The organism is Novosphingobium aromaticivorans DSM 12444, from assembly GCF_000013325.1.
GTDB lineage: Bacteria > Pseudomonadota > Alphaproteobacteria > Sphingomonadales > Sphingomonadaceae > Novosphingobium > Novosphingobium aromaticivorans.
Window position 1 is genome coordinate 2,266,535 of sequence record NC_007794.1, and the last position, 19,437, is coordinate 2,285,971.

Genomic DNA, 19,437 nt, shown 5'->3' on the forward strand with positions numbered 1-19,437 from the left:
GGAGGGGTCTGGCGCTTGCCCGTGCGTCAAACCGCAGATTATCACGGATTTCCTGATGGCTTCGATCTTTTCCCGATTCTTCAAGTTCGGTTCCCAGAACATCGCGATCGACCTCGGCACGGCCAATACGCTGGTCTACGTCCAGGATCGCGGCATAGTGCTGAACGAACCTTCCGTCGTCGCCATCGAGACGATCAACGGCATCAAGCGGGTCAAGGCCGTTGGCGATGATGCGAAGATGATGATGGGCAAGACGCCCGACAACATCGAGGCCATCCGTCCGCTGCGCGACGGCGTGATCGCCGACATCGAAGTCGCCGAGGAGATGATCAAGCACTTCATCCGCAAGGTCCACGGGTCGAAGAGCCTGCTGCGCTATCCCGAAATCGTGATCTGCGTGCCCTCGGGCTCGACCAGCGTCGAACGCCGCGCAATCCGCGATGCGGCAAGCAATGCCGGCGCCAGCCAGGTCTACCTGATCCTCGAACCGATGGCCGCCGCGATCGGCGCCGACATGCCGGTGACCGAACCGGTGGGCTCGATGGTTGTCGACATCGGCGGCGGCACGACCGAAGTGGCCGTGCTTTCGCTGCGCGGCCTTGCCTATACCACTTCGGTCCGCGTTGGCGGCGACAAGATGGACGAGGCGATCGTTTCCTACGTGCGTCGCCACCACAACCTGCTGATCGGCGAATCCACGGCAGAGCGGATCAAGAAGGACTACGGCATCGCCACGACCCCGGCCGACGGGATCGGCGAAACGATCCACATCAAGGGCCGCGACCTCGTGAACGGCGTGCCCAAGGAAATCACCATCACGCAGGCCAACGTCGCCGAAGCGCTGTCCGAACCGATCGGCGCCATCGTCGAGGGCGTGCGCATCGCGCTTGAGAATACCGCGCCCGAACTGGCCGCCGACATCGTCGACCAGGGCATCGTGCTGACCGGTGGCGGCGCGCTGATCCGCGGGCTGGATGAACATCTGCGCGAGGAAACCGGGCTGCCGGTGAGCGTGGCTGAAGATCCGCTGTCCTGCGTCGCGCTCGGCACCGGCCGCGCGATGGAAGACCCGATCTATCGCGGCGTGCTGATGACCGCGTAAAGACACGGATCTGATCGCATAAGAACGTTGCGGGTTGCAGTGCGGCGCGGAAATCGCGCCGGTTTCAAGGGGTGAACGGATGGCGCGGTCGCAGGACCGGCGCCCGGGCTATTCGCGCAGGGCGCAGTACGGGATTTTCACCGGCTACGTTATCGCCATTCTCGGCGTCGTGGCCGGACTTGCCGTGCTCGTGACCTCGCTCGTCAATCCGGACGCATTTGCCTTTGCCCGCAGTTCCGCAGCCGAAGTCGCGCGCCCGCTGGGCAAGGCCGGGGCCGAAGGGCGCAGCACCGGACAGGGCCTGTTCGCAGCCGTGGGCGCCTATTTCCGTGCCGGCCAGCAGAATGCCGACCTGCGCCGCGAGGTCGAGGCCGCGCGCGCCAATGCCGTCACCATGCAATCGTTGCAGGACGAGAACCGCCGCCTCAAGGCGCTGCTGGGCATCGTCGATCCCTCGCGCCGGCCCATCGCGGCTGCACACCTGATCGGATCGACGGCAGCCAGCACGCGGCGCTTCGCGATCATCGACGTCGGCACCGACCGCGGCGTGCGCCCTGGCCAGCCGGTACGCGCCGCATCGGGGCTGGTCGGCCGCGTGATCGAGGCCGGACCTTCGACCGCGCGGGTCCTGCTCGTCACCGACCCCGACAACGTCGTGCCAGTGCGCCGCGTGCGCGACGGCCTTGCCGCGTTCGTCCAGGGCGCGTCCAACGGCAGGATCGACATCCGCCTGATCAACATGGGCATCAATCCCGTGCGAAAGGGCGACGTCTTCGTGACGTCGGGCTCCGGCGGGCTCTATCCGCCCGGAATTCCGGTGGCCGTAGCGACCGACCCCCACCGCGACGGAGCCACCGGCCACCTTGCCGCCGATCCAGCGGACAACGAGTTCGTGATCGTCGAGCCTACCTACAGCGCACAGGCGCGGGCAGAGATCGAGCAGATCGAGAAGGACGGCGCGCAGAGCGCCGCCGAGGTCCCGTGAACTGGCGCGGTCTTTCCGCCACACCCGAAGAGATCGGCCGCAAGCGGATCAACCGCGCGCCTTCGCCCATCGTCGCCAACGGACTGCCCTGGCTGACGATCATGCTGGCATCGATGGCGAGCTTTTCGCCGGTCATCGCATCGGCGCCGGTCATGCCGCCGCTGGCCTACATGATGCTGCTCGCCTGGCGCATGTTGCGACCGGGGATGCTGCCGGTCTGGGCAGGACTGCCCCTCGGCTTCGTGGACGATCTCTATTCCGGCCAGCCGTTCGGATCGGGCATCGTCCTGTGGTCGGCGACGATGCTGGCGATGGAAATCATCGACGAACGCTTCCTGTGGCGCGGCTTCATCCAGGACTGGCTTACGGCAAGCGTCCTGACCACGGCCTATCTCGTGCTCTGCTCCGCCATAGCCGGGCTGGCGACGCGCTATCCGCTGCCCATCGTGATCGTGCCGCAACTGCTGTTGTCGCTCGTGCTCTATCCGGTGGTGACGGGCCTGGTCGCCATGCTCGACCGCGTGCGCCTGCTGCCGCTGAAGAGGCTGTAGGATGAAGGCTCGGCTGCCGGTCACGTCGGCGATCCTCACCAATCGTTTCGAGCGGCGCGCCTTCGTGCTGGGCGCGATGCAGGGCGGCGTGGGCCTGCTGCTGGCGACCCGGCTCGGTTATCTCGCGGTCGCTCAGAACGAGAAGTACCAGGCCGCGTCCGAAAGCAACCGCGTCAACCTCACGCTCATCCCGCCCCGCCGCGGCTGGGTGATCGACCGCTTCGGCAAGGCGCTGGCCGCCAATCGCGCGGACTTCCGCGTCGACCTCATCCCCGACCGCATCGAAGATCCGGACAAGACTATGCAGACCCTCGCCGGGCTGCTCGACCTCCCGCCGGACCGCGTGCGCGACATCCGCGACAAGCTTGACAAGGCGCGCGGGTTCCAGCCGGTGGAAGTCGCCTCGAGCCTGGACTGGGACAAGTTCGCCGCAGTCAGCGTACGCCTGCCCGAACTGCCCGGCGTGATCCCTCAGCGCGGCTACTCGCGGTTCTATCCCACGGGCGCGGCGGTCGGCCACCTCGTCGGCTACGTCGGCGCGGCCTCTGCCGAGGACTACGAGAAGGAGCGCAACCCGCTACTGATCACGCCCGGCTTCAAGATCGGCAAGGACGGTCTGGAAAAGCACTTCGAGACGCGCCTGCGCGGCGTTCCGGGCGCGCGGCGTGTGGAAGCGACGGCATCGGGCCGCATCGTGCGCGACCTGGGCACGCGCGAGGACGTGCCGGGCAAGCCGATCCAGCTCACCATCAACGCCGGCTTGCAGGACTACGCCGCGCGGCGCATCGGGCTGGAATCCGGCTCGGTCGTGGTGATGGACTGCGAGACGGGCGACATTCTCGCCATGGCTTCGATGCCGAGTTTCGATCCCAACAGCTTTTCCGACGGCATTGGCCGCGTCGAATGGAAGATGCTGTCCGAGGACGACCACGTTCCCTTGCGCAACAAGATCCTGCGCGGGCTCTATCCGCCGGGCTCGACGGTAAAGCCGATGGTCGCGCTTTCGTTCCTCGAGGCGGGGCTCGATCCCAATGCGACGGTGCAGTGCAACGGTGGCCTGCGTGTGGGCAACCGCGTGTTCCACTGCTGGCAACGACGCGGGCACGGGACGGTGGACATGGCCAAGGGCATCTACCAGTCGTGCGACGTCTACTTCTATCACTTCGCGCAACAGATCGGCATGGACAAGATCGCGGCGATGGCGCGGCGGCTCGGGCTGGGGCAGGAGTTTCCGATGCCCTACCCCGGCCAGTCTTATGGCACGGTGCCCGATCCCGCGTGGAAGATGCGGAAATACAAGAAGGAATGGGCGCTTTACGATACCGTCAACGCGACCATCGGCCAGGGCTACATGCTGGTCAATCCATTGCAGCAGGCGGTCATGGCGTCGCGCATCGCATCGGGACGCGAGGTCATGCCTCGGCTGCTGCTCGACAGGAACGCGCCGCCGGTCAAGCCGATGGGCTTTTCGCAGCAACACCTCGACTATATCCATGCGGCGATGAGCGAAGTGGTCAACGGGCGCGGCACCGCCGGCCGGGCGCGCATTCCGGTCGATAACGTGCTGCTTGCAGGCAAGACCGGGACGGCGCAGGTCGTCGGGCTCAACATCGCCAACGGCAAGAGCGGCGCATGGAAGTACCGCGACCACGGCCACTTCATCTGCTTCGCCCCGTTCGACAAACCGAAGTTCGCATGCGCCGTCGTCATCGAACACGGCGGCGGCTCCAGCGCGGCCTATCCCATCGCGCGCGACGTGATGACCTACATCTTCGCGCCGGACAAGGCGATGGCGGTGCTGGAAGAGTTCGAGAAACAGTGGGGCGGCAACGTGCAGCAGCGCATGTCCGCGCGCTACGATGTCTATGCGGCGAAGTACGGCGGCACGGCAGCAAAGCCCGCACCCGATGACGAGGACCTGACCGAGCGGGTCGAGGAAGGCCGCAAGCCGGACCAGGACCCTGCATCCGTCCAGACCGACGCCGCAGCGCCCGCTCCGGAACCGGAAGCGCCGCCGCAGGTGCAGGTGCCCACTCCGGCGCCGTCGCCCACTCCAGCGGGAGGGCAATGATGCCGCGCGCCTATGTCCCCGCCGCGATCGCGCGCCAGCCGTGGAGCGTGCTGCTGCCGCTGACGGCGCTGGTCAGCTTCGGCGCGGCGGTGCTGGATTCGGCGGCGGGAGGGCGGTTCACCACCTGGTCGCTGTCGCACCTCGTGCGCTTCGTCATCTTCCTGGTGATGGCGGCGGTCATCGCGCGGCTGCCGCAGGACCTGTTCAAGCGCATGGCGATCCCGGTCTATGCCACACTGTGCCTGCTGCTGGTGCTGGTGGAGCTGATCGGCGGCATCGGCGGTGGCAGCCAGCGCTGGCTCAATCTCGGGTTCATGACGCTGCAACCCTCGGAACTGATGAAGCCGGGCATCGTGCTGGTGCTGGCGTGGTTCTATTCGATCCTGCCCATCGGCGAGACACAAAGCTGGCGCGCGCTTGTGCCGGCGGGGATTCTGCTGGGCATTCCGGCGGGGCTGGTCATGCTCCAGCCGGATCTGGGCACCGGCCTTGCCATCTCGTTCGGCGCGGTCGTTGTCATGTTCCTGGCGGGATTGCCGCTGCGCTGGTTCCTGGGCGCGGGCGCAGCGGGCCTTATCATTGCGCCGCTCGCGTTCTTCACGCTTCTGCACGACTACCAGCGCAAGCGCGTGCTGGTGTTCCTCGATCCCGAGAACGATCCGCTGGGCTCTGGCTACCACATCACGCAGTCGAAGATCGCGATCGGTTCGGGCGGGTTCTTCGGCAAGGGATTCGGCAACGGGTCGCAGAGCCACCTCAACTACCTGCCCGAAGCCCACACCGACTTCGTCTTCGCGACGATGGCAGAGGAATGGGGCATGCTGGGCGGCCTGTTCGTGCTGATCGTGTTCGGCCTGATCTTCCGCTGGGGACTGAAGGTAGCGACGAACGCGCCGGATCGCTTCTCGCGCCTGCTGGCCGCGGGCATGACGATGACGATCTTCTTCTACATGTGCATCAACCTGATGATGGTCATGGGCCTTGCCCCGGTGGTCGGCATTCCGCTTCCGTGGATGAGCCACGGCGGTTCCTCGATGATGACGAACATGATCTGCATCGGCACGATCATGGCCGTAGAACGGTGGAGCCGGTCGGGTCCGCGAAGCCTGTCCTGAAAAACGCAAAATTGGGGCTTGGCAGGGCGTATAAAATCGCTATTGGGGCGGCTCCCGAACGGGAATGCCTGATGGCATGGACGCATAGCTCAGTTGGTAGAGCAGCTGACTCTTAATCAGCGGGTCCTAGGTTCGAGCCCTAGTGCGTCCACCATCCGCTTCCCCGGCCGCCACCAAAGCGGCACCCGCAAGGGCACGGACGCATAGCTCAGTTGGTAGAGCAGCTGACTCTTAATCAGCGGGTCCTAGGTTCGAGCCCTAGTGCGTCCACCACTTTCTCCTTATAAAGCATATGCTTACAGCGCGACAGCAGAGACCTGCCGCGTGGCGGAATTGCGCTAGGTAGCTCTCTAGGTAGCAGGCTCCTTGAAACTGATTTTGTGAGCGAAAGCTGCAAAATGGCCGTTCCGCGGGTTGCTTTGCGGCCCAGCTCAAGCTCACTTTCCAAGGCTGGCACGAATCGGCACTCTCAAAGTCGTCAGCCCTGCGACTTATATTTGAGTTCGGCGGTCCCATCTCAGCGGCAGAGGTGACCAAATGCCAATTCCGGATGCGATGATCATTATCTGCCCGTCCTGCTCGATGGCAAGGCGCAGCTCGATGGATGAGCTAGCCTATAGCACGCTGCAGGCGGACAAGGTTCTGGTGTTCTGACGCCGGGTGATAGCAATCCTGCGGGGCTTACTATGGCCGCGAAGGAGCACGGCAATTCGCTCGGTGACGCCTCCAGGCGCTGGCGCTGCAGCCTCCTCGGCCAGATCACAGATCGCCGTGAAGCGGGCTGGCTTGGCGAAGGACGAATGCAGGCGCGGCCTTCATCGCGATCAAGGCGAAAAAGCCCCCGCTCCAAACGTAACACAACTCGCGGAAGCATCTTGCCCCGCGCTCATTCGATTTGCCCGGATGTGCTCCGGGTTTCGCGGGAGCAGAGATAAAGACGCTGGCATCTAATGCGACGACTAATGCTGTGCGTATACGCTGGTGCGCGCGGCCCCGAATGCAATGACGTTATACCGCTGCGCGCGAACGCCCGGCACCTCCATGCCTGGCGAACCGATCGGCATGCCTGCGACCGCAAGCCCGCGAACACCTTTCGGGCGGTTCGCCAGCACGCGGCGCATGTCGACAATCGGAACGTGTCCCTCGAAGGCGATTCCGTCGACAATCGCAGTGTGGCATGACGCCAGGTTTGCAGGAAGACCCACCTGCCGCTGGAAGGCAGCACGGTTCGCGTCATCGACGATCCGCACATTTCTGCCGAAGGCCTGGCGAACCCGGGCCGCCCATTGTTCGCAGCACCCACATCCCGGATCGCGATGCATCAGGATGTCGCCTGCCGCGAGCGCGGGGGTCGAAAACAACGCCAGTGCCAGAACCAGCTTTCGCATGTGTAATCTCCTCATCCGCGGGTGGCCGCTGAACCGCAACGGCGTCAACTACAGCCAAAATCCGCTTTTGCCGGTAGTCACATGGCAATGCGCGGAGGGTGGCTGAATACCCTCCGCGCACCATTGCTTACTTGTGATCCATGCCGCTCATGTCGTGACCAGCATGCTCACCAGCCTGCTCGCCATGCTCCTTGCAGCAGGCCATCTGGCCGTGCTCGTCCTTCTTGCAGCAACAGCACGGCTTTTCTGGCGTCGGTGCAGGCTCGGCTGCAAACGCGGCAGTAGAAAGCGAGAGCGCGAGGGCGCCCAGCAGATACTTGGATTTCATGTGTATTCTCCAGATAAGATTGAAACGGATCGGGAAACCGGCTGGCGCGGGGGCGGTGTCGGTGGCTCGGGCGTCAATCCGGACAGGCTTTGGGGCGCCCGGATCTCCGGGCCGATCCAATCCCATCGTATGGCATTCAGATTGGTGCCGATGGCAGGCGCAGCAAAGAGGCACGCATGACAGACCCGCGCCACGTCCGGTGCGCCATGATGATGTGAGCGGTCGCCGCTTCCCGGCATGTCGCCGCATTCCATGTTAGCGGTCTGCATCGAAGCCGCTGCCGGGGCGGCGCAAAGCGGTCCTGCGCCGAACGCCAATGCTAGCGCAACAATGAAAGCGACGACCGATTTCATAGGATCAAGTCCTGCTCCGTTGCGACCCGTCGGTCCAGCCAAAGTCATTGTGCATTGCCATCAGAATCAGAACCAGACCCTGACGCCAGCGACAAAACTGACCGCATCTGGATCTTCTCCTGCGAGCCGTGACAAACGCGCGGTGTCACCCGCCTTCCGGCTCCATTCCACGCCAACATAGGGCGCGAGCTCGCGTCGGATCTCATAGCGCAAGCGCGCACCCAGTTCGAAGTCGGTGAGTCCTGATCCGACCCCGATCACGGGCATGTCCTGAGCGGAGAAATTAAGTTCCGCTCGAGGCTGGAAGATAAGGCGCTGGGTGATCCGCTCATCGTAGCTTCCCTCAAGGCGAGCCCGGATGTCCCCCTTGTCGGAGAGGAACATCTGCCCCGTCAAATGGAACCAGTAAGGCGCGATCCCCTCTACCCCGAGCACGGCATAAGTCCGCGAGGGATTGGGCACTATATCGTGCCGCAAGCCGACATGGGCATTCCAGAACGGCGAGATGGCACGTGAATAGAGTGCCTGGATTTCCAGATCCTCGATCGGCTCGCCGAATGCGCCCTCGCCCTCTGTTTTGATCAGGAGGCGATCGACGTCACCGCCGAACCAGGCCTCGCCTGCCCAACGATAACCGTCCCTGCCCTTGCGCGCCTGGAATTCGGCGAGATCGAAGAGTACCATCGACCCGCTGAAGGCTCCATTCTCTCGCCGTAGGGCTTCGCGTGCGCGCGCCATCTCAGCGGGATCGAACACGGTATCCGCGGCATGGTCGCCTGGCGGCGCAGGGGCGGGAGCAGTTCCGATAGCCGGATCACCCTCGGACATGCCCGCCATGGCATTCATATCATGGCCGGAGTGATCGATGGCTTCAGGCCGTGGCGGACCGGCTGGCTTAGGCTCGGCAGCGTGTCCGGCATGGGGATCGACTGCGACAGGCGCGGGAACTGCAGCTTCGGGCTGACTATGGCCGGAATGGTCCATTGCAGCCGGCGGGGCCTCGGCTCGAGCAACTGTGCCGGGCGCATCCTTCATTTCCATGCCTGGCATGGTGGATTGAGCCCCCGCAAAGCCGGGCGTTGCCAGCAAGACAGCAGCGCTGATGAGAAGGGTCGCCTTCATGCCGCGTCCTCCTCATGGCGCACGGTCACGACCCGGAACATCCCCGACATCATGTGCAGCAGCATGTGACAGTGAAATGCCCAGTCGCCGAGTTCATCGGCCGTCAGGTCGAACGAAACCTTGCCACCGGGCAAGACATTGACCGTGTGCTTCAGCGGATGATGACCCGGATTACCTGTGACCAGTTCGAAGAAATGACCGTGCAGGTGAATCGGATGGGGCATCATGGTGTCATTGATGAGATTGACGCGCACCCGCTCCATGTGGCGGAACGCGATCGGCTCGGTGTTCTCGCTGAACTTTACGCCATCGAAGGACCACATGTAGCGCTCCATGTTGGCGGTCAGATGGATATCGATCTCTCGCGACGGCGTGCGCTTGTCTGCATTGGGGGGCAGCGCTTTGAGGTCACGATAAGTCAGCACCCGGTGATCGACCTTCTCAAGGCCGGTCGGACGTTCGCCCGTGCGGTCCATGGGCATTGGCGAAAGCGTCGCAACGCCTGGTCCCATTTTGACCTGCGGCGCGACCGCGGGATCGCGCATCTTCATCGAGCCGTGATCCATCCCGGGCATGGCGTGGCCCATGGCTGCGTGATCAGTTGCACTCGCATCGGCACCGGGTGCCGCCATATCGCCCATGCCCATGTCTTGCATGGACAGCAGCGGGCGTTCGCGGATCGCCGGGATCGGCGCGACCATGCCGAGGCGCGGGGCGAGCGTGGCGCGCACCTGACCGGAGCGGTCGATGGCTTCGGCGATGAAGCCATAGGCCTCGTCGGCTCTGGGCACGACAATCACGTCATAGGTCTCGGCGATGCCGATCTGGAACTCGTCGGTCTCGACTGGCTGCACGTTCTGCCCGTCGGCGGCAACCACGGTCATCGCAAGGCCCGGAATCCGGACATTGAAGTTGGTCATGGCGGCAGCATTGATGATGCGCAGGCGCACACGCTCTCCGGGTGCGAACAGTCCAGTCCAGTTCGCGGCGCTGTCATGCCCGTTGACCATGAAATGATAAGTGGCGCCGGTGACATCGGAAATGTCGGTCGGGTCCATCCGCATCCCGGCCCACATGCGCCGTTCGGAGGCCGACTGGTCCTTTCCCGCAAGTAGTCCCGAGAGGGTCTGCTTTTGCAGGTTGAAGTAGCCGGGCTGCGCCTTCAGCTTCCGCAGCTGCGTGTGTGGGTGCATGAAGCTCCAGTCGGCGAGCATGATCACGTGTTCGCGGTCATAGGCAATTGGATCGGGTGCTGCGGGATCGATCACAATCGCGCCATACATGCCCATCGCCTCCTGCATGCCCGAGTGGCTGTGATACCAGTAGGTCCCGGACTGCCGGACGGGGAATTCATAGACGAAAGTCTGGCCGGCCTTGATCCCGGGAAAGCTCACCCCCGGCACGCCGTCCATCTGGAAGGGCACGAGCAGCCCGTGCCAATGGATCGAGGTTTCTTCCTTCAGCGTGTTGTTCACTGCGAGGCGAACCTTCTGACCCTCTTTTAACCGGATAACCGGGCCAGGTGTCGCACCGTTGATGCCGATGGCATGCCCGTCACGCCCGCCGACACGGAGCGAGGCATGACCGATGGATAGTGCGATTTGCTCCCCGGACACCTCGGCCATCGGGACTCCAAGACCAGAGGTTCCGCTGCGCGCCCAGGCTGGGAGCACTGCCGAAAGCGCGAGGCCCCCGCCCCCCAGGGCAGCCGAACGAATGAGGGTACGGCGATTAAGCGCAAAAGAATACATGAATGGTGTCCGGTACGATTGACGGCTTCATAGTTCTCTACGCAGCCGCTTTCCTTACCCCTCAGATCTGGTCGCCAAGCATCGCTTTTAATTTTCCCCTCGCCCGGTAGAGCCGGGTCTCAACCGTTTTTTCGCTGACACCCAGCACCTCTGCGGCTTCAGCCTGGCCGAGCCCATCGATCGTGCGGAGGACCAAGGCATCGCGCAGACGGGATGGCAAGCGCGATATGGCCGCGGTCACGCGCGCCAGCTCGGCCCGGTCCACCGCTTGTACGTCGGCGGAAATGGCATCGTCCGAAACATCGAAAGCCATCTCGAGCGGCATTGCGCGCGTGAAGAAGGCACGCACCTTTCTCCTTCTTGCCCAGTCCCGGCACTTGTTGAGCGCGATGTGCTTAAGCCAGGCCAGGAACGGTCGCTCATGATCGTAGCGTCCAAGCGCCGAGAACGCGGCGATGAAGGTCTCCTGGGTAATGTCGAGTGCCTCGTGCGGATCGCCGACGGATGCCCGTACCAGACGAAATACAGATTCACGGTGGCGCGCCAGCAGTTCGCGATAGGCGTCTTGCCGACCAGCGAGCGCCAGTGCGGCCAATTCGCCGTCGCTCCCCTCTGACAGCGAAAGGCTCACCGTACTTCTGGGGTCAGGGCTCTGGTCACAGTCCTGTCGAATTTGACCGCCTGATCAGGCCTCAGGACGGCGCGCATGGCAAAGAGATGCTCAAGCGTCTCCTTTTGCATCTCACCCATCACCTTGTGAGTATGATCGATCGCGGCCGTGACTTCCGGACCATAACCATGTTCCACTTCCATCGCTTCGGCCAGGTGGGCATTGGCCGCCCGCATCTCGAGCTCAAGCGCCTTGCGGCGGGTGGCAAAACGCTGCTCGATTGCTTCGATCTTTGCTTCCTGTGCGGCATCGAGTTCAAGCTCGCTGTGCAGCAGCGCATGGAGTTCGGTCTCGCTCTGCCTTTCCGGTGCGAACAGGACGCGGCCAGCATAAGTTCCGCCCAGCGCCGCCGCGAATGCGACAAACGCGATCAGGATCAGCCGCCTGGTCCAATTCACGGGTGGACATCCAGCAAGGTCGAAGGTGCGAGGGGATTGTCGGGCGCAAAGGGTGAGATTGGCTGAGCTGTGGCGGGTTCGCCGCCCGCCAGTCCACCACCCGCTACGCCGACCACCAGCGCCAGGGCTGCGGCAAAACCCATCAGCCGCGACCCGGCCGCAGCCTCACGGCGGCTCGCAGCCAGTCCGGCAAGCACTGCGTCGTCGATAGTCGCCAGCTCCGAAGGGGCCGGAAGTGTGGCCAGGCAGCGGAGCGCCTGATCAAGGTCGGACATGGTGGGTCTCCCGAGGTCTTGTGATCCTATACGCAGCCATATCCCCGATCCCTCAGAAAAATTGAACCCGGCCAATTTGAGGGATGCTGTTCCGGGCCGCGTATTTCAACCTGATAGCCGTTTCCAAGGAGATTCCTGATGCGTTTGACCAGCCTTGCCCTCGCCGCCGCCGCTCTGGGTCTCATCGTCCCGCAGGTTGCCAGCGCGCATACGCAGCTTGTGTCCTCGACCCCGACCGCCAATGCAACGGTCGTAGCACCTACGAAGGTCGAACTGCGCTTCAATGAGGCCGTGATCGGCGCAACGGCACGGGCCGAGATCGCAATGACGGGAATGCCGGGTATGGCAAACCATGCGCCGATGCCGATCACGGGTTTCACCGCCCGGCTTGGCAATGACCGGAAATCGATGACTTTGCTGCTCCGTCGGCCTCTCGCCGCCGGCACTTACCGCGTGACCTGGAGCGCGGCCGGAGCCGACACGCATCGCATGGGCGGCAACTTCAGCTTCACCGTACGCTGAAGACATGGACAACCTGCCTGTCATCGCCATCCGGTTCGCGCTTTACGCCGACCTAATGGTGCTGGCAGGTGTGACGGCCTTCTCGCTTTACGCGCTGAAACCCGAGGAGCGAGGCACTGTCTTGCTGCCGCTGGCCAAACCCGCCCTCCTCCTTTCGCTGCTCGGACTGCTGCTGTCCGGCGGCGGCATGATCGCACTTGTCGCAGCCATGACCGGGACAAGCCTCTGGGCAGTAGATGGCTCGGCCTTCAGGGAAATCGTTACACAGAGCGCCATCGGCAGCGCCTGGGTTGTGCGCATGGTGGCAGTTGCAATTGCCCTGCTTGCCGCCCTGGGGCTTGGCCGAACCCCACACCTAGCAAGATACTGTCTGCTTGCCTCGGCTGTGCTTGCCATCGCCACGCTGGTTTGGACTGGCCATGCCGGTGCAACCGAAGGGTGGACTGGAACGCTCCACCGGCTGAGCGACATCGTCCACATGCTGGCGGCGGCTGTATGGATCGGCGGAATTGCAGCGTTCGCCTGGCTGCTTTTTCAGCCATTGGCGCAGCAATCCGATGCGCAGATCAGGATCGCGCATCGGGCGCTTGAACAATTCTCGCGGGTTGGGACGCTTGCGGTCGGGTTGATCGTTCTCACGGGCATCATCAACAGCCTGAGCCTAATGGGCTTGCCGCATCCGTACGCCTTGTTCGCTTCGCGCTACGGCCAACTCCTGCTTATCAAGCTCGCCCTGTTTGCTGCAATGCTGATGCTGGCGGGTGTCAACCGCTGGCGGCTGACACCCGCCCTTGGTGCAGCCATCGCCAACGGCAATCCGGTCCCCGCGTTACGTAGTCTTCGGCAAAGCCTGATTCTGGAGACGTCCACAGTGCTTACGATCCTCGCCGTGGTGGCCTGGCTGGGTACGCTGGAACCGATCATGGCGTACGGGTGAATTACCTCTTGACCCTGACATGATGTCAAGGTTGATGCGAGTTGCGACAAGAGGAGTACGAAGTATGACCGAGTCGCATCACGACCTTGCGAAATGCACCCATTTCGGATCGAAGGCTCCAGGAACGGTGATTGACCCCGTCTGCGGAATGAGCGTTGACCCGGCAACCACGCCGCATGTCGCGACCCATGACGGCGCCCATCACTACTTCTGCAGCGCTGGCTGTCTGGCCAAGTTCAAGACCGATCCAGCGCGCTATATGAGCGATGCACCGCGGCCAACAGAATATGTGGCAGAAGGCGCGATCTGGACCTGCCCGATGCATCCCGAGGTTCAGCAGTCCGGGCCGGGAAGCTGCCCGATCTGCGGCATGGCCCTGGAACCGATGGCCCCGACGCTCAGCGATGGACCGTCACCGGAATATGCCGACATGAAGCGGCGCTTCGTGATCGGCCTGATCCTCGCCTTGCCGGTGGTAGCGCTCGAAATGGGCGGGCATCTGACCGGACTGCGCCATTATTTGGATGGAAACATCGCCAGCCTGATCCAGATGGTTCTGGCGACGCCGGTGGTCCTGTGGGCAGGCTGGCCATTTTTCGAACGCGGCTGGGCCTCGGTGAAAAGCGGCCACCTCAACATGTTCACCCTGATTGCGATGGGAACGGGCGTTGCCTGGATGTACAGCATGGCGGCGACGCTCGCGCCCAGTATGTTCCCGCCCGCGTTTCGCGCAATGGACGGCTCAGTCGCGGTCTATTTCGAGGCGGCGGCGGTCATTACCGTGCTGGTCTTGCTTGGCCAACTGCTTGAACTGCGTGCCCGGGAAACAACCAGCGGTGCGATCCGCGCATTGCTCGACCTTTCGCCCAAGCTCGCCCGCCGGGTTCGTCCCGATAGTAGTGACGAGGAGATCACACTCGACCAGGTTCTGGTCGGCGACACGCTACGCGTTCGTCCTGGCGAGAAAGTTCCGGTTGATGGCGTGGTCCTGGAGGGCCGCGGAACGGTCGATGAATCGATGGTAACCGGCGAATCCATGCCGGTGACCAAGGAGGCATCGTCGAAGCTGATCGGTGGCACGATAAACCAGACCGGCGGCCTCGTGATGCGCGCCGAGAAGATCGGGCGCGATACCATGCTGGCGCGCATCGTCCAGATGGTCGCAGAAGCCCAGCGCAGCCGGGCGCCGATTCAACGGCTTGCCGACACCGTGTCGGGCTGGTTCGTGCCGGCAGTGATTGCGGTCGCAGCAGTCGCATTCGCCGCCTGGTCGCTGGTCGGTCCGTCCCCGGCGATGGGTTACGGTCTGATTGCGGCAGTAGCTGTGCTGATCATCGCCTGTCCCTGCGCGCTCGGCTTGGCCACTCCGATGTCGATCATGGTGGGGGTTGGACGCGGTGCGCAGGCCGGTATCCTCATCAAGAATGCAGAGGCGCTCGAACGCATGGAGAAGGTCGATACGCTTGTCGTCGACAAGACCGGCACGCTCACCGAGGGCAAGCCCGCGGTGGTTGCGATCGAGACGGCTGAAGGGTTCGACAGCCAAGAAGTTCTGCGCCTTGCCGCGAGCCTTGAACGCAGCAGCGAACATCCGCTGGCCCTGGCTATTGTGAGGGATGCAGAAGCCAAGGGGCTCGCAATAAGCGAACCGGGCGACGTCGATCAGCCAGTCGGCAAGGGTATCACCGGCATCGTCGATGGATATCGACTTGTTGCTGGAAATGCCCGCTTTCTTGAGGAACAGGGGATCTCCACCGCCCAACTGGCGCAACGTGCTGATGCCCTGCGTGCCGAAGGTGCGACCGCGATCTTCCTCGGCATTGATGGCCAGGTGGCGGGTTCTATCGGCATTGCCGATCCGGTAAAAGCGACAACGCCTGCCGCGCTCAAGGCTCTGGCCGAGGTGGGGATCCATGTCATCATGCTGACGGGCGACAATCGCGTCACCGCTGAGGCCATCGCACGACGCCTCGGTATCGCCGACGTCGAGGCAGATGTCCTTCCCGACCAGAAGAGCGCTATCGTCAAGCGCCTGAGAGACGAGGGACGGATCGTAGCGATGGCGGGCGACGGTGTGAACGATGCCCCAGCCCTCGCTGCCGCCGATGTCGGCATCGCCATGGGTTCGGGAACGGACGTGGCGATTGAAAGCGCAGGCATCACACTGCTCAAGGGCGATTTGACGGGGATAACGCGTGCCCGGCACCTCAGTCATGCAACCATGACCAACATCCGGCAGAACCTGTTCTTCGCCTTTGCCTACAACGTCGCTGGTATCCCGGTGGCTGCAGGCGCGCTCTACCCGCTGTTCGGCATCATGCTTTCACCGATCATCGCAGCGGCGGCGATGGCGCTTTCCTCGGTCAGCGTCATCGGCAATTCGCTGCGTCTCAGGAGGATTGCGCTATGAACCTTTCCAGCAAGCGCGCGTGGCTGCTGGCCGCGGCATCGGTCGCGCTGATCGCCGCTTTCCTGCTCTATCCGGAACACCGGCAGCACTTCTTCGGGCTGATCCCTTACGCATTCCTGTTCACCTGTCCGCTGCTGCACTTCTTCCATGGCGGCCACCACCAAGGACGCCACCCCAAGTTCGGCGAACAGCAGCCATGAACATCGGACAGGCATCGAAGACCACTGGCGTGTCGGAGCGGATGATCCGGCACTATGAGCGCGTAGGTCTGATGCCGCCCCCTGACCGACGCGACAATGGCTACAGGGACTATTCACCGCAATCGATCGAGCGCCTGCGCTTCATTGCTAACGCCCGCGGCCTTGGCTTCTCGCTTGAGGAAATCACCACTCTCCTCGGCCTATGGGACAACCGCGAGCGGACGAGCAGTGAAGTGAAGGCCGTTGCCCTGGCACATGCCGATGACCTTGGCCGCAAAGCGGCAGCACTTGAAGCCATGCGTCGCGCCTTGCTGGAACTGGCCGAAGGGTGCAGCGGCGACAGCAGACCCGATTGTCCGATCCTCGATGGGATCGCAGTGAGTTGACCAGATCCTCTGGACACCTGCACATCGATGCGGTCGCTCGCGAACACATCCGGACGGAAAGATTGCTCTTAATCAGCGGGTCCTAGGTTCGAGCCCTAGTGCGTCCACCAAATTCCTACATAAAATCAAATGGATACGGCTGGAGTCTTTCTCGGCTCAAAGGCTTGTCGTTCTGCTAGGTAGCTCTCTAGGTAGCAGCGTGAAAATGCGGCATCTTGGGATGCGAACCGCCCTCAAAGGCAAACCTCAAGCCGATCGCCTCCAGATTGGGCGCTGAGGTGGCATGGCCAACCGGCACGAAAGTCCGAATTTGGGAAACTCAGATGCACGGCGAGTCGCTCATTCCCGGTATGCGAGAAGCCGCAAGGCATTGAACACGACAACCAAGGTAGAGCCTTCGTGCATCGCAACCGCAGGGCCAATGCCGAGGCCAAAAATCGTTGCTGGCACCAGGAGCGCAACCACTCCGAGGCTGACGAAAACATTCTGTCGAATGATGGATCGGGTCTGTCGGCTAAGGCCCACGGCAAATGGCAAATGGGCAAGGTCGTCCGCCATTAGGGCAACATCGGCAGTTTCGAGAGCGACGTCCGATCCGGCGGCTCCCATGGCAATACCAACGGTGGCGCTGGCCATCGCCGGGGCATCGTTGACGCCATCACCGAGCATGGCGACCTGCGCTTCCGCGCGAAGCTTCCTGATCGCGTCAACCTTGTCCTCCGGCATCAGGTCACCCCAGGCTTCGTCAAGCCCGACTTGTTTCGCGATCGCATCGGCGACGCGCTGGTTGTCACCCGAGATCATGATCATGCGGCGTATCCCCATGGCATGGAGACGCTCGATCGTTGTCCGTGCTGCTTCGCGTGGCGTATCCATCAAGCCGATGGCGCCAAGATCCTGGTCGCCGCGCCGAACGACCATTGTCGTATGGCCCGTTTGACGAAGTTGTTCGATGGCGTCTGCCATTGGCTGCGACAGCGGCTCGACACCATCGGCACCGAACATTTCCGCCTTGCCAATGAGGATCCGCTGACCTTCGACTGTCGCAGAGACCCCACGACCCGTCAGGCTGTTGAGATCGGTAGCGGGTGGATCAGTGTAGGTTCCGATATGCGCTTTCCCGTCCCGGGCAATCGCCTGTGCCAACGGATGGTCGCTCAGGCTTTCGACCGCGACGGCGATCGCCATCAATTCTTCTTTGGCCACGCCCGGCACAGGGATGATTTGGCGAATGCGCGGCTCGCCGCTCGTCAGGGTGCCGGTCTTATCGAAGGCGATGGCATCCAGTGAGCCCAGCAGTTCGAGGGGGGCGCCGCCCTTGATCAGAACGCCACCGCGCGCCGCTCGCGCGACACCGGAAAGGACGGCGCTCGGCGTGGCAATCGCAAGGGCGCAGGGACTGGCGGCCACCAGCACCGCCATGGCGCGATAGAAGCTGTTGCGGAAAGGTTCGTCGACCACCACCCAAGCAAAGAGAAGGAGCGTCGCCAGGCCGAGAACCGCCGGAACAAAGACCCGTTCAAAGCGATCCGTGAAGCGTTGGGTCGGCGACTTCTGCGTCTCGGCTTCGTTGACCATGCGGACGACCTTGGCGAGCGTCGTCTCGCTCGCGAGCCGGGTCACCTCGATCTCGATCGCCCCGCTGCCGTTGATCGTGCCGGCAAAGACGCGGGACGCGGCATCTAGCCGATCGGGGTTGGCGCGGGCCTGAGCGGGATCGGTAACCGCGCGCTTGTCGACCGGGATGCTTTCGCCGGTCACCGGCGCCTGGTTGATCGCGCTGGCACCCTTGATGACAAAGCCGTCGGCGGCGATCCGCTCGTCCGGCTTGACGATCACGACGTCCCCAACCGCGAGTTCTTCGACCCCGACTTCAGCGGTACTTCCGTCAGGTCTCCGTACCAATGCTGTTCGCGGCGCGAGGTCTGCTAGCGCTTCGATGGCCCGCTTGGCCCGGCCCATGGCGTAATGTTCGAGCGCATGGCCAAGGCTGAACAGGAAGAGGAGAAGCGCGCCTTCGGCCCAGGCGCCGAGCGCGGCAGCGCCTGCGGCAGCCACCAGCATCAGTGTATCGATCTCGAAGCGCTTCAGTCGAAGGTTGTCGATGGCCTCGCGAAGCGTGAAGAACCCGCCAAAACCGTAGGCACCGACATAGCATCCAAGCGAGAGCCAGGCAGGCGCTGCCTGCCAGAGCTTGTCGATGGCAAAACCGGCTCCGAGCAAGGCGCCGCAAACCAGCACGAAAAGAAGTTCGCTGTTCGCGCCGAGTGGTCCTTCGTGCGCGTGTTCGTGCTCGGCTTCCGGCATTGCGCGCTCTTGCGGACGGGCCTCGGAAGCCAGTTCTTCGACCTCGCGTGCAGGCGCCATCTCTGGCTCAGCGGCGGCCACGCCCATCTCGGCCAGTGCGCTCTCGATCTGGCTCTCGGTGATCTTCGCGCGCTCGAACTCGACCCGCACGGCACCCGCCGGATTGACAACTGCCTCCAGGACGCCGGGAAGCTTTCCAAGGCGCCCTTCAATGGTTCGCGCTCGCCGCGTATGAAGTACGCCGTCCGTTTGCCAGAGAAGGTGTCCGAACTGTTGCGCGATTTCAGCACCGGCGGCGTGGACTTCGGTTCGAATGGTGGCGAGCGACAGGGCATCGGGATCGTAATGGATGCAGAGCTTTGCCGGCGCTTCGTCCACTGCCGGCAGAACGTGGACTTCATCGACTCCGATTCTCGGGGTCAAGCGGGCGATGAGGCGCTCGACGCAGGCATCGGCTGCATCCGGCACATCGGGCAGAAGAATGGGTAGGTCGAACTGGGCCTTGTCAGTCACGCGGTCGTTCCTTTGCTGATCGGTTCTGACGTCTTGGGTTCCGGGGCGGCCAG

20 protein-coding genes and 2 tRNA genes are annotated in these 19,437 nt (G+C 63.3%); 13 read left to right on the top strand and 9 right to left on the bottom strand.

The window, feature by feature from the left end; all coding sequences use genetic code 11:
• The first annotated feature begins 55 nt into the window (after positions 1–55).
• The 7 genes from SARO_RS10700 to SARO_RS10730 all read left to right on the top strand — a co-directional run bounded on the left by SARO_RS10700 (position 56) and on the right by SARO_RS10730 (position 6,097).
• The gene (locus tag SARO_RS10700; RefSeq protein ID WP_011445776.1) at positions 56–1,102 is read left to right on the top strand and encodes a rod shape-determining protein; all 1,047 of its coding nucleotides are present in this window, start codon (positions 56–58) and stop codon (positions 1,100–1,102) included.
• Positions 1,103–1,181: 79 nt separating this feature from the next.
• Positions 1,182–2,087, top strand: a complete 906-nt coding sequence (gene mreC, locus SARO_RS10705) for a rod shape-determining protein MreC (RefSeq protein WP_011445777.1) — start codon at positions 1,182–1,184, stop codon at positions 2,085–2,087.
• Entirely contained in the window at positions 2,084–2,638 is a 555-nt protein-coding gene (locus tag SARO_RS10710) for a rod shape-determining protein MreD (RefSeq protein WP_011445778.1), read from the top strand. The genes mreC and SARO_RS10710 overlap by 4 nt, the downstream gene beginning before the upstream one ends.
• 1 nt (position 2,639) lies before the next feature.
• Positions 2,640–4,709 carry a penicillin-binding protein 2 gene (gene mrdA / locus SARO_RS10715; RefSeq protein ID WP_011445779.1) on the top strand — a complete coding sequence of 690 codons (2,070 nt, stop codon included), beginning with the start codon at positions 2,640–2,642 and terminating at the stop codon, positions 4,707–4,709.
• A complete protein-coding gene (gene rodA / locus SARO_RS10720) occupies positions 4,709–5,824 on the top strand; it encodes a rod shape-determining protein RodA (RefSeq protein ID WP_011445780.1) in 1,116 nt (371 codons plus the stop codon). The genes mrdA and rodA overlap by 1 nt, the downstream gene beginning before the upstream one ends.
• Positions 5,825–5,902: 78 nt before the next feature.
• A tRNA-Lys gene (locus tag SARO_RS10725) sits at positions 5,903–5,978 on the top strand.
• Between the two features lie 43 nt (positions 5,979–6,021).
• Positions 6,022–6,097, top strand: a tRNA-Lys gene (locus SARO_RS10730).
• A gap of 686 nt (positions 6,098–6,783) precedes the next feature.
• On the opposite strand, the gene SARO_RS10735 is transcribed toward SARO_RS10730, so the two are convergent.
• From SARO_RS10735 to SARO_RS10765, 8 genes are all read right to left on the bottom strand, one after another.
• Complete coding sequence (locus SARO_RS10735; RefSeq protein WP_011445781.1) at positions 6,784–7,212, bottom strand: DUF411 domain-containing protein; 429 nt, start codon at positions 7,210–7,212, stop codon at positions 6,784–6,786.
• Positions 7,213–7,339: 127 nt separating this feature from the next.
• Positions 7,340–7,540, bottom strand: coding sequence for a hypothetical protein (locus SARO_RS10740; protein ID WP_041550295.1), 201 nt, complete (start codon positions 7,538–7,540; stop codon positions 7,340–7,342).
• Positions 7,537–7,893 (bottom strand): hypothetical protein, encoded by a 357-nt coding sequence (locus SARO_RS21040; protein ID WP_143004953.1) that lies wholly within the window; start codon positions 7,891–7,893, stop codon positions 7,537–7,539. The genes SARO_RS10740 and SARO_RS21040 overlap by 4 nt, the downstream gene beginning before the upstream one ends.
• 66 nt (positions 7,894–7,959) lie before the next feature.
• The gene (locus SARO_RS10745; RefSeq protein WP_011445783.1) at positions 7,960–9,015 is read right to left on the bottom strand and encodes a copper resistance protein B; all 1,056 of its coding nucleotides are present in this window, start codon (positions 9,013–9,015) and stop codon (positions 7,960–7,962) included.
• Positions 9,012–10,766, bottom strand: coding sequence for a copper resistance system multicopper oxidase (locus SARO_RS10750; protein ID WP_011445784.1), 1,755 nt, complete (start codon positions 10,764–10,766; stop codon positions 9,012–9,014). The genes SARO_RS10745 and SARO_RS10750 overlap by 4 nt, the downstream gene beginning before the upstream one ends.
• A 61-nt stretch (positions 10,767–10,827) precedes the next feature.
• Positions 10,828–11,397: an RNA polymerase sigma factor gene (locus SARO_RS10755; protein WP_041550296.1), complete on the bottom strand. Its 570-nt coding sequence runs from the start codon at positions 11,395–11,397 to the stop codon at positions 10,828–10,830.
• Positions 11,394–11,834 (bottom strand): Spy/CpxP family protein refolding chaperone, encoded by a 441-nt coding sequence (locus SARO_RS10760; RefSeq protein WP_011445786.1) that lies wholly within the window; start codon positions 11,832–11,834, stop codon positions 11,394–11,396. Before SARO_RS10760 ends, SARO_RS10755 begins: the two co-directional genes overlap by 4 nt.
• Positions 11,831–12,109 (bottom strand): hypothetical protein, encoded by a 279-nt coding sequence (locus tag SARO_RS10765; protein WP_011445787.1) that lies wholly within the window; start codon positions 12,107–12,109, stop codon positions 11,831–11,833. The genes SARO_RS10760 and SARO_RS10765 overlap by 4 nt, the downstream gene beginning before the upstream one ends.
• A gap of 138 nt (positions 12,110–12,247) precedes the next feature.
• Between SARO_RS10765 and copC the strand changes: the two genes are divergently transcribed.
• From copC to cueR, 5 genes are all read left to right on the top strand, one after another.
• A complete protein-coding gene (gene copC / locus SARO_RS10770; protein WP_011445788.1) occupies positions 12,248–12,631 on the top strand; it encodes a copper homeostasis periplasmic binding protein CopC in 384 nt (127 codons plus the stop codon).
• A gap of 4 nt (positions 12,632–12,635) precedes the next feature.
• Positions 12,636–13,568, top strand: coding sequence for a copper homeostasis membrane protein CopD (gene copD / locus SARO_RS10775; RefSeq protein ID WP_011445789.1), 933 nt, complete (start codon positions 12,636–12,638; stop codon positions 13,566–13,568).
• A gap of 64 nt (positions 13,569–13,632) precedes the next feature.
• Positions 13,633–15,978: a heavy metal translocating P-type ATPase gene (locus SARO_RS10780; protein WP_011445790.1), complete on the top strand. Its 2,346-nt coding sequence runs from the start codon at positions 13,633–13,635 to the stop codon at positions 15,976–15,978.
• The gene (locus SARO_RS10785; RefSeq protein ID WP_011445791.1) at positions 15,975–16,178 is read left to right on the top strand and encodes a DUF2933 domain-containing protein; all 204 of its coding nucleotides are present in this window, start codon (positions 15,975–15,977) and stop codon (positions 16,176–16,178) included. The genes SARO_RS10780 and SARO_RS10785 overlap by 4 nt, the downstream gene beginning before the upstream one ends.
• Positions 16,175–16,564: a Cu(I)-responsive transcriptional regulator gene (gene cueR, locus SARO_RS10790; RefSeq protein ID WP_011445792.1), complete on the top strand. Its 390-nt coding sequence runs from the start codon at positions 16,175–16,177 to the stop codon at positions 16,562–16,564. The genes SARO_RS10785 and cueR overlap by 4 nt, the downstream gene beginning before the upstream one ends.
• Before the next feature lie 339 nt (positions 16,565–16,903).
• Here cueR and SARO_RS10795 read toward each other — a convergent pair whose 3' ends face one another.
• Positions 16,904–18,628: a heavy metal translocating P-type ATPase gene (locus SARO_RS10795; RefSeq protein ID WP_234007346.1), complete on the bottom strand. Its 1,725-nt coding sequence runs from the start codon at positions 18,626–18,628 to the stop codon at positions 16,904–16,906.
• Between SARO_RS10795 and SARO_RS21490 the strand changes: the two genes are divergently transcribed.
• The gene (locus tag SARO_RS21490; protein ID WP_234007347.1) at positions 18,545–19,360 is read left to right on the top strand and encodes a hypothetical protein; all 816 of its coding nucleotides are present in this window, start codon (positions 18,545–18,547) and stop codon (positions 19,358–19,360) included. The genes SARO_RS10795 and SARO_RS21490 overlap by 84 nt on opposite strands.
• The last annotated feature ends 77 nt before the right edge of the window (positions 19,361–19,437 follow it).

Coding starts and splice junctions, on each gene's coding strand:
- SARO_RS10700 (WP_011445776.1), top strand. CDS start 56: ATGGCTTCGATCTTTTCCCGATTCTTCAAGTTCGGTTCCCAGAACATC.
- mreC (WP_011445777.1), top strand. CDS start 1,182: ATGGCGCGGTCGCAGGACCGGCGCCCGGGCTATTCGCGCAGGGCGCAG.
- mrdA (WP_011445779.1), top strand. CDS start 2,640: ATGAAGGCTCGGCTGCCGGTCACGTCGGCGATCCTCACCAATCGTTTC.
- rodA (WP_011445780.1), top strand. CDS start 4,709: ATGCCGCGCGCCTATGTCCCCGCCGCGATCGCGCGCCAGCCGTGGAGC.
- SARO_RS10735 (WP_011445781.1), bottom strand. CDS start 7,212: ATGCGAAAGCTGGTTCTGGCACTGGCGTTGTTTTCGACCCCCGCGCTC.
- SARO_RS10740 (WP_041550295.1), bottom strand. CDS start 7,540: ATGAAATCCAAGTATCTGCTGGGCGCCCTCGCGCTCTCGCTTTCTACT.
- SARO_RS21040 (WP_143004953.1), bottom strand. CDS start 7,893: ATGAAATCGGTCGTCGCTTTCATTGTTGCGCTAGCATTGGCGTTCGGC.
- SARO_RS10745 (WP_011445783.1), bottom strand. CDS start 9,015: ATGAAGGCGACCCTTCTCATCAGCGCTGCTGTCTTGCTGGCAACGCCC.
- SARO_RS10750 (WP_011445784.1), bottom strand. CDS start 10,766: ATGTATTCTTTTGCGCTTAATCGCCGTACCCTCATTCGTTCGGCTGCC.
- SARO_RS10765 (WP_011445787.1), bottom strand. CDS start 12,109: ATGTCCGACCTTGATCAGGCGCTCCGCTGCCTGGCCACACTTCCGGCC.
- copC (WP_011445788.1), top strand. CDS start 12,248: ATGCGTTTGACCAGCCTTGCCCTCGCCGCCGCCGCTCTGGGTCTCATC.
- copD (WP_011445789.1), top strand. CDS start 12,636: ATGGACAACCTGCCTGTCATCGCCATCCGGTTCGCGCTTTACGCCGAC.
- SARO_RS10780 (WP_011445790.1), top strand. CDS start 13,633: ATGACCGAGTCGCATCACGACCTTGCGAAATGCACCCATTTCGGATCG.
- SARO_RS10785 (WP_011445791.1), top strand. CDS start 15,975: ATGAACCTTTCCAGCAAGCGCGCGTGGCTGCTGGCCGCGGCATCGGTC.
- cueR (WP_011445792.1), top strand. CDS start 16,175: ATGAACATCGGACAGGCATCGAAGACCACTGGCGTGTCGGAGCGGATG.
- SARO_RS21490 (WP_234007347.1), top strand. CDS start 18,545: ATGGCCAAGGCTGAACAGGAAGAGGAGAAGCGCGCCTTCGGCCCAGGC.
- SARO_RS10795 (WP_234007346.1), bottom strand. CDS start 18,628: ATGCTGGTGGCTGCCGCAGGCGCTGCCGCGCTCGGCGCCTGGGCCGAA.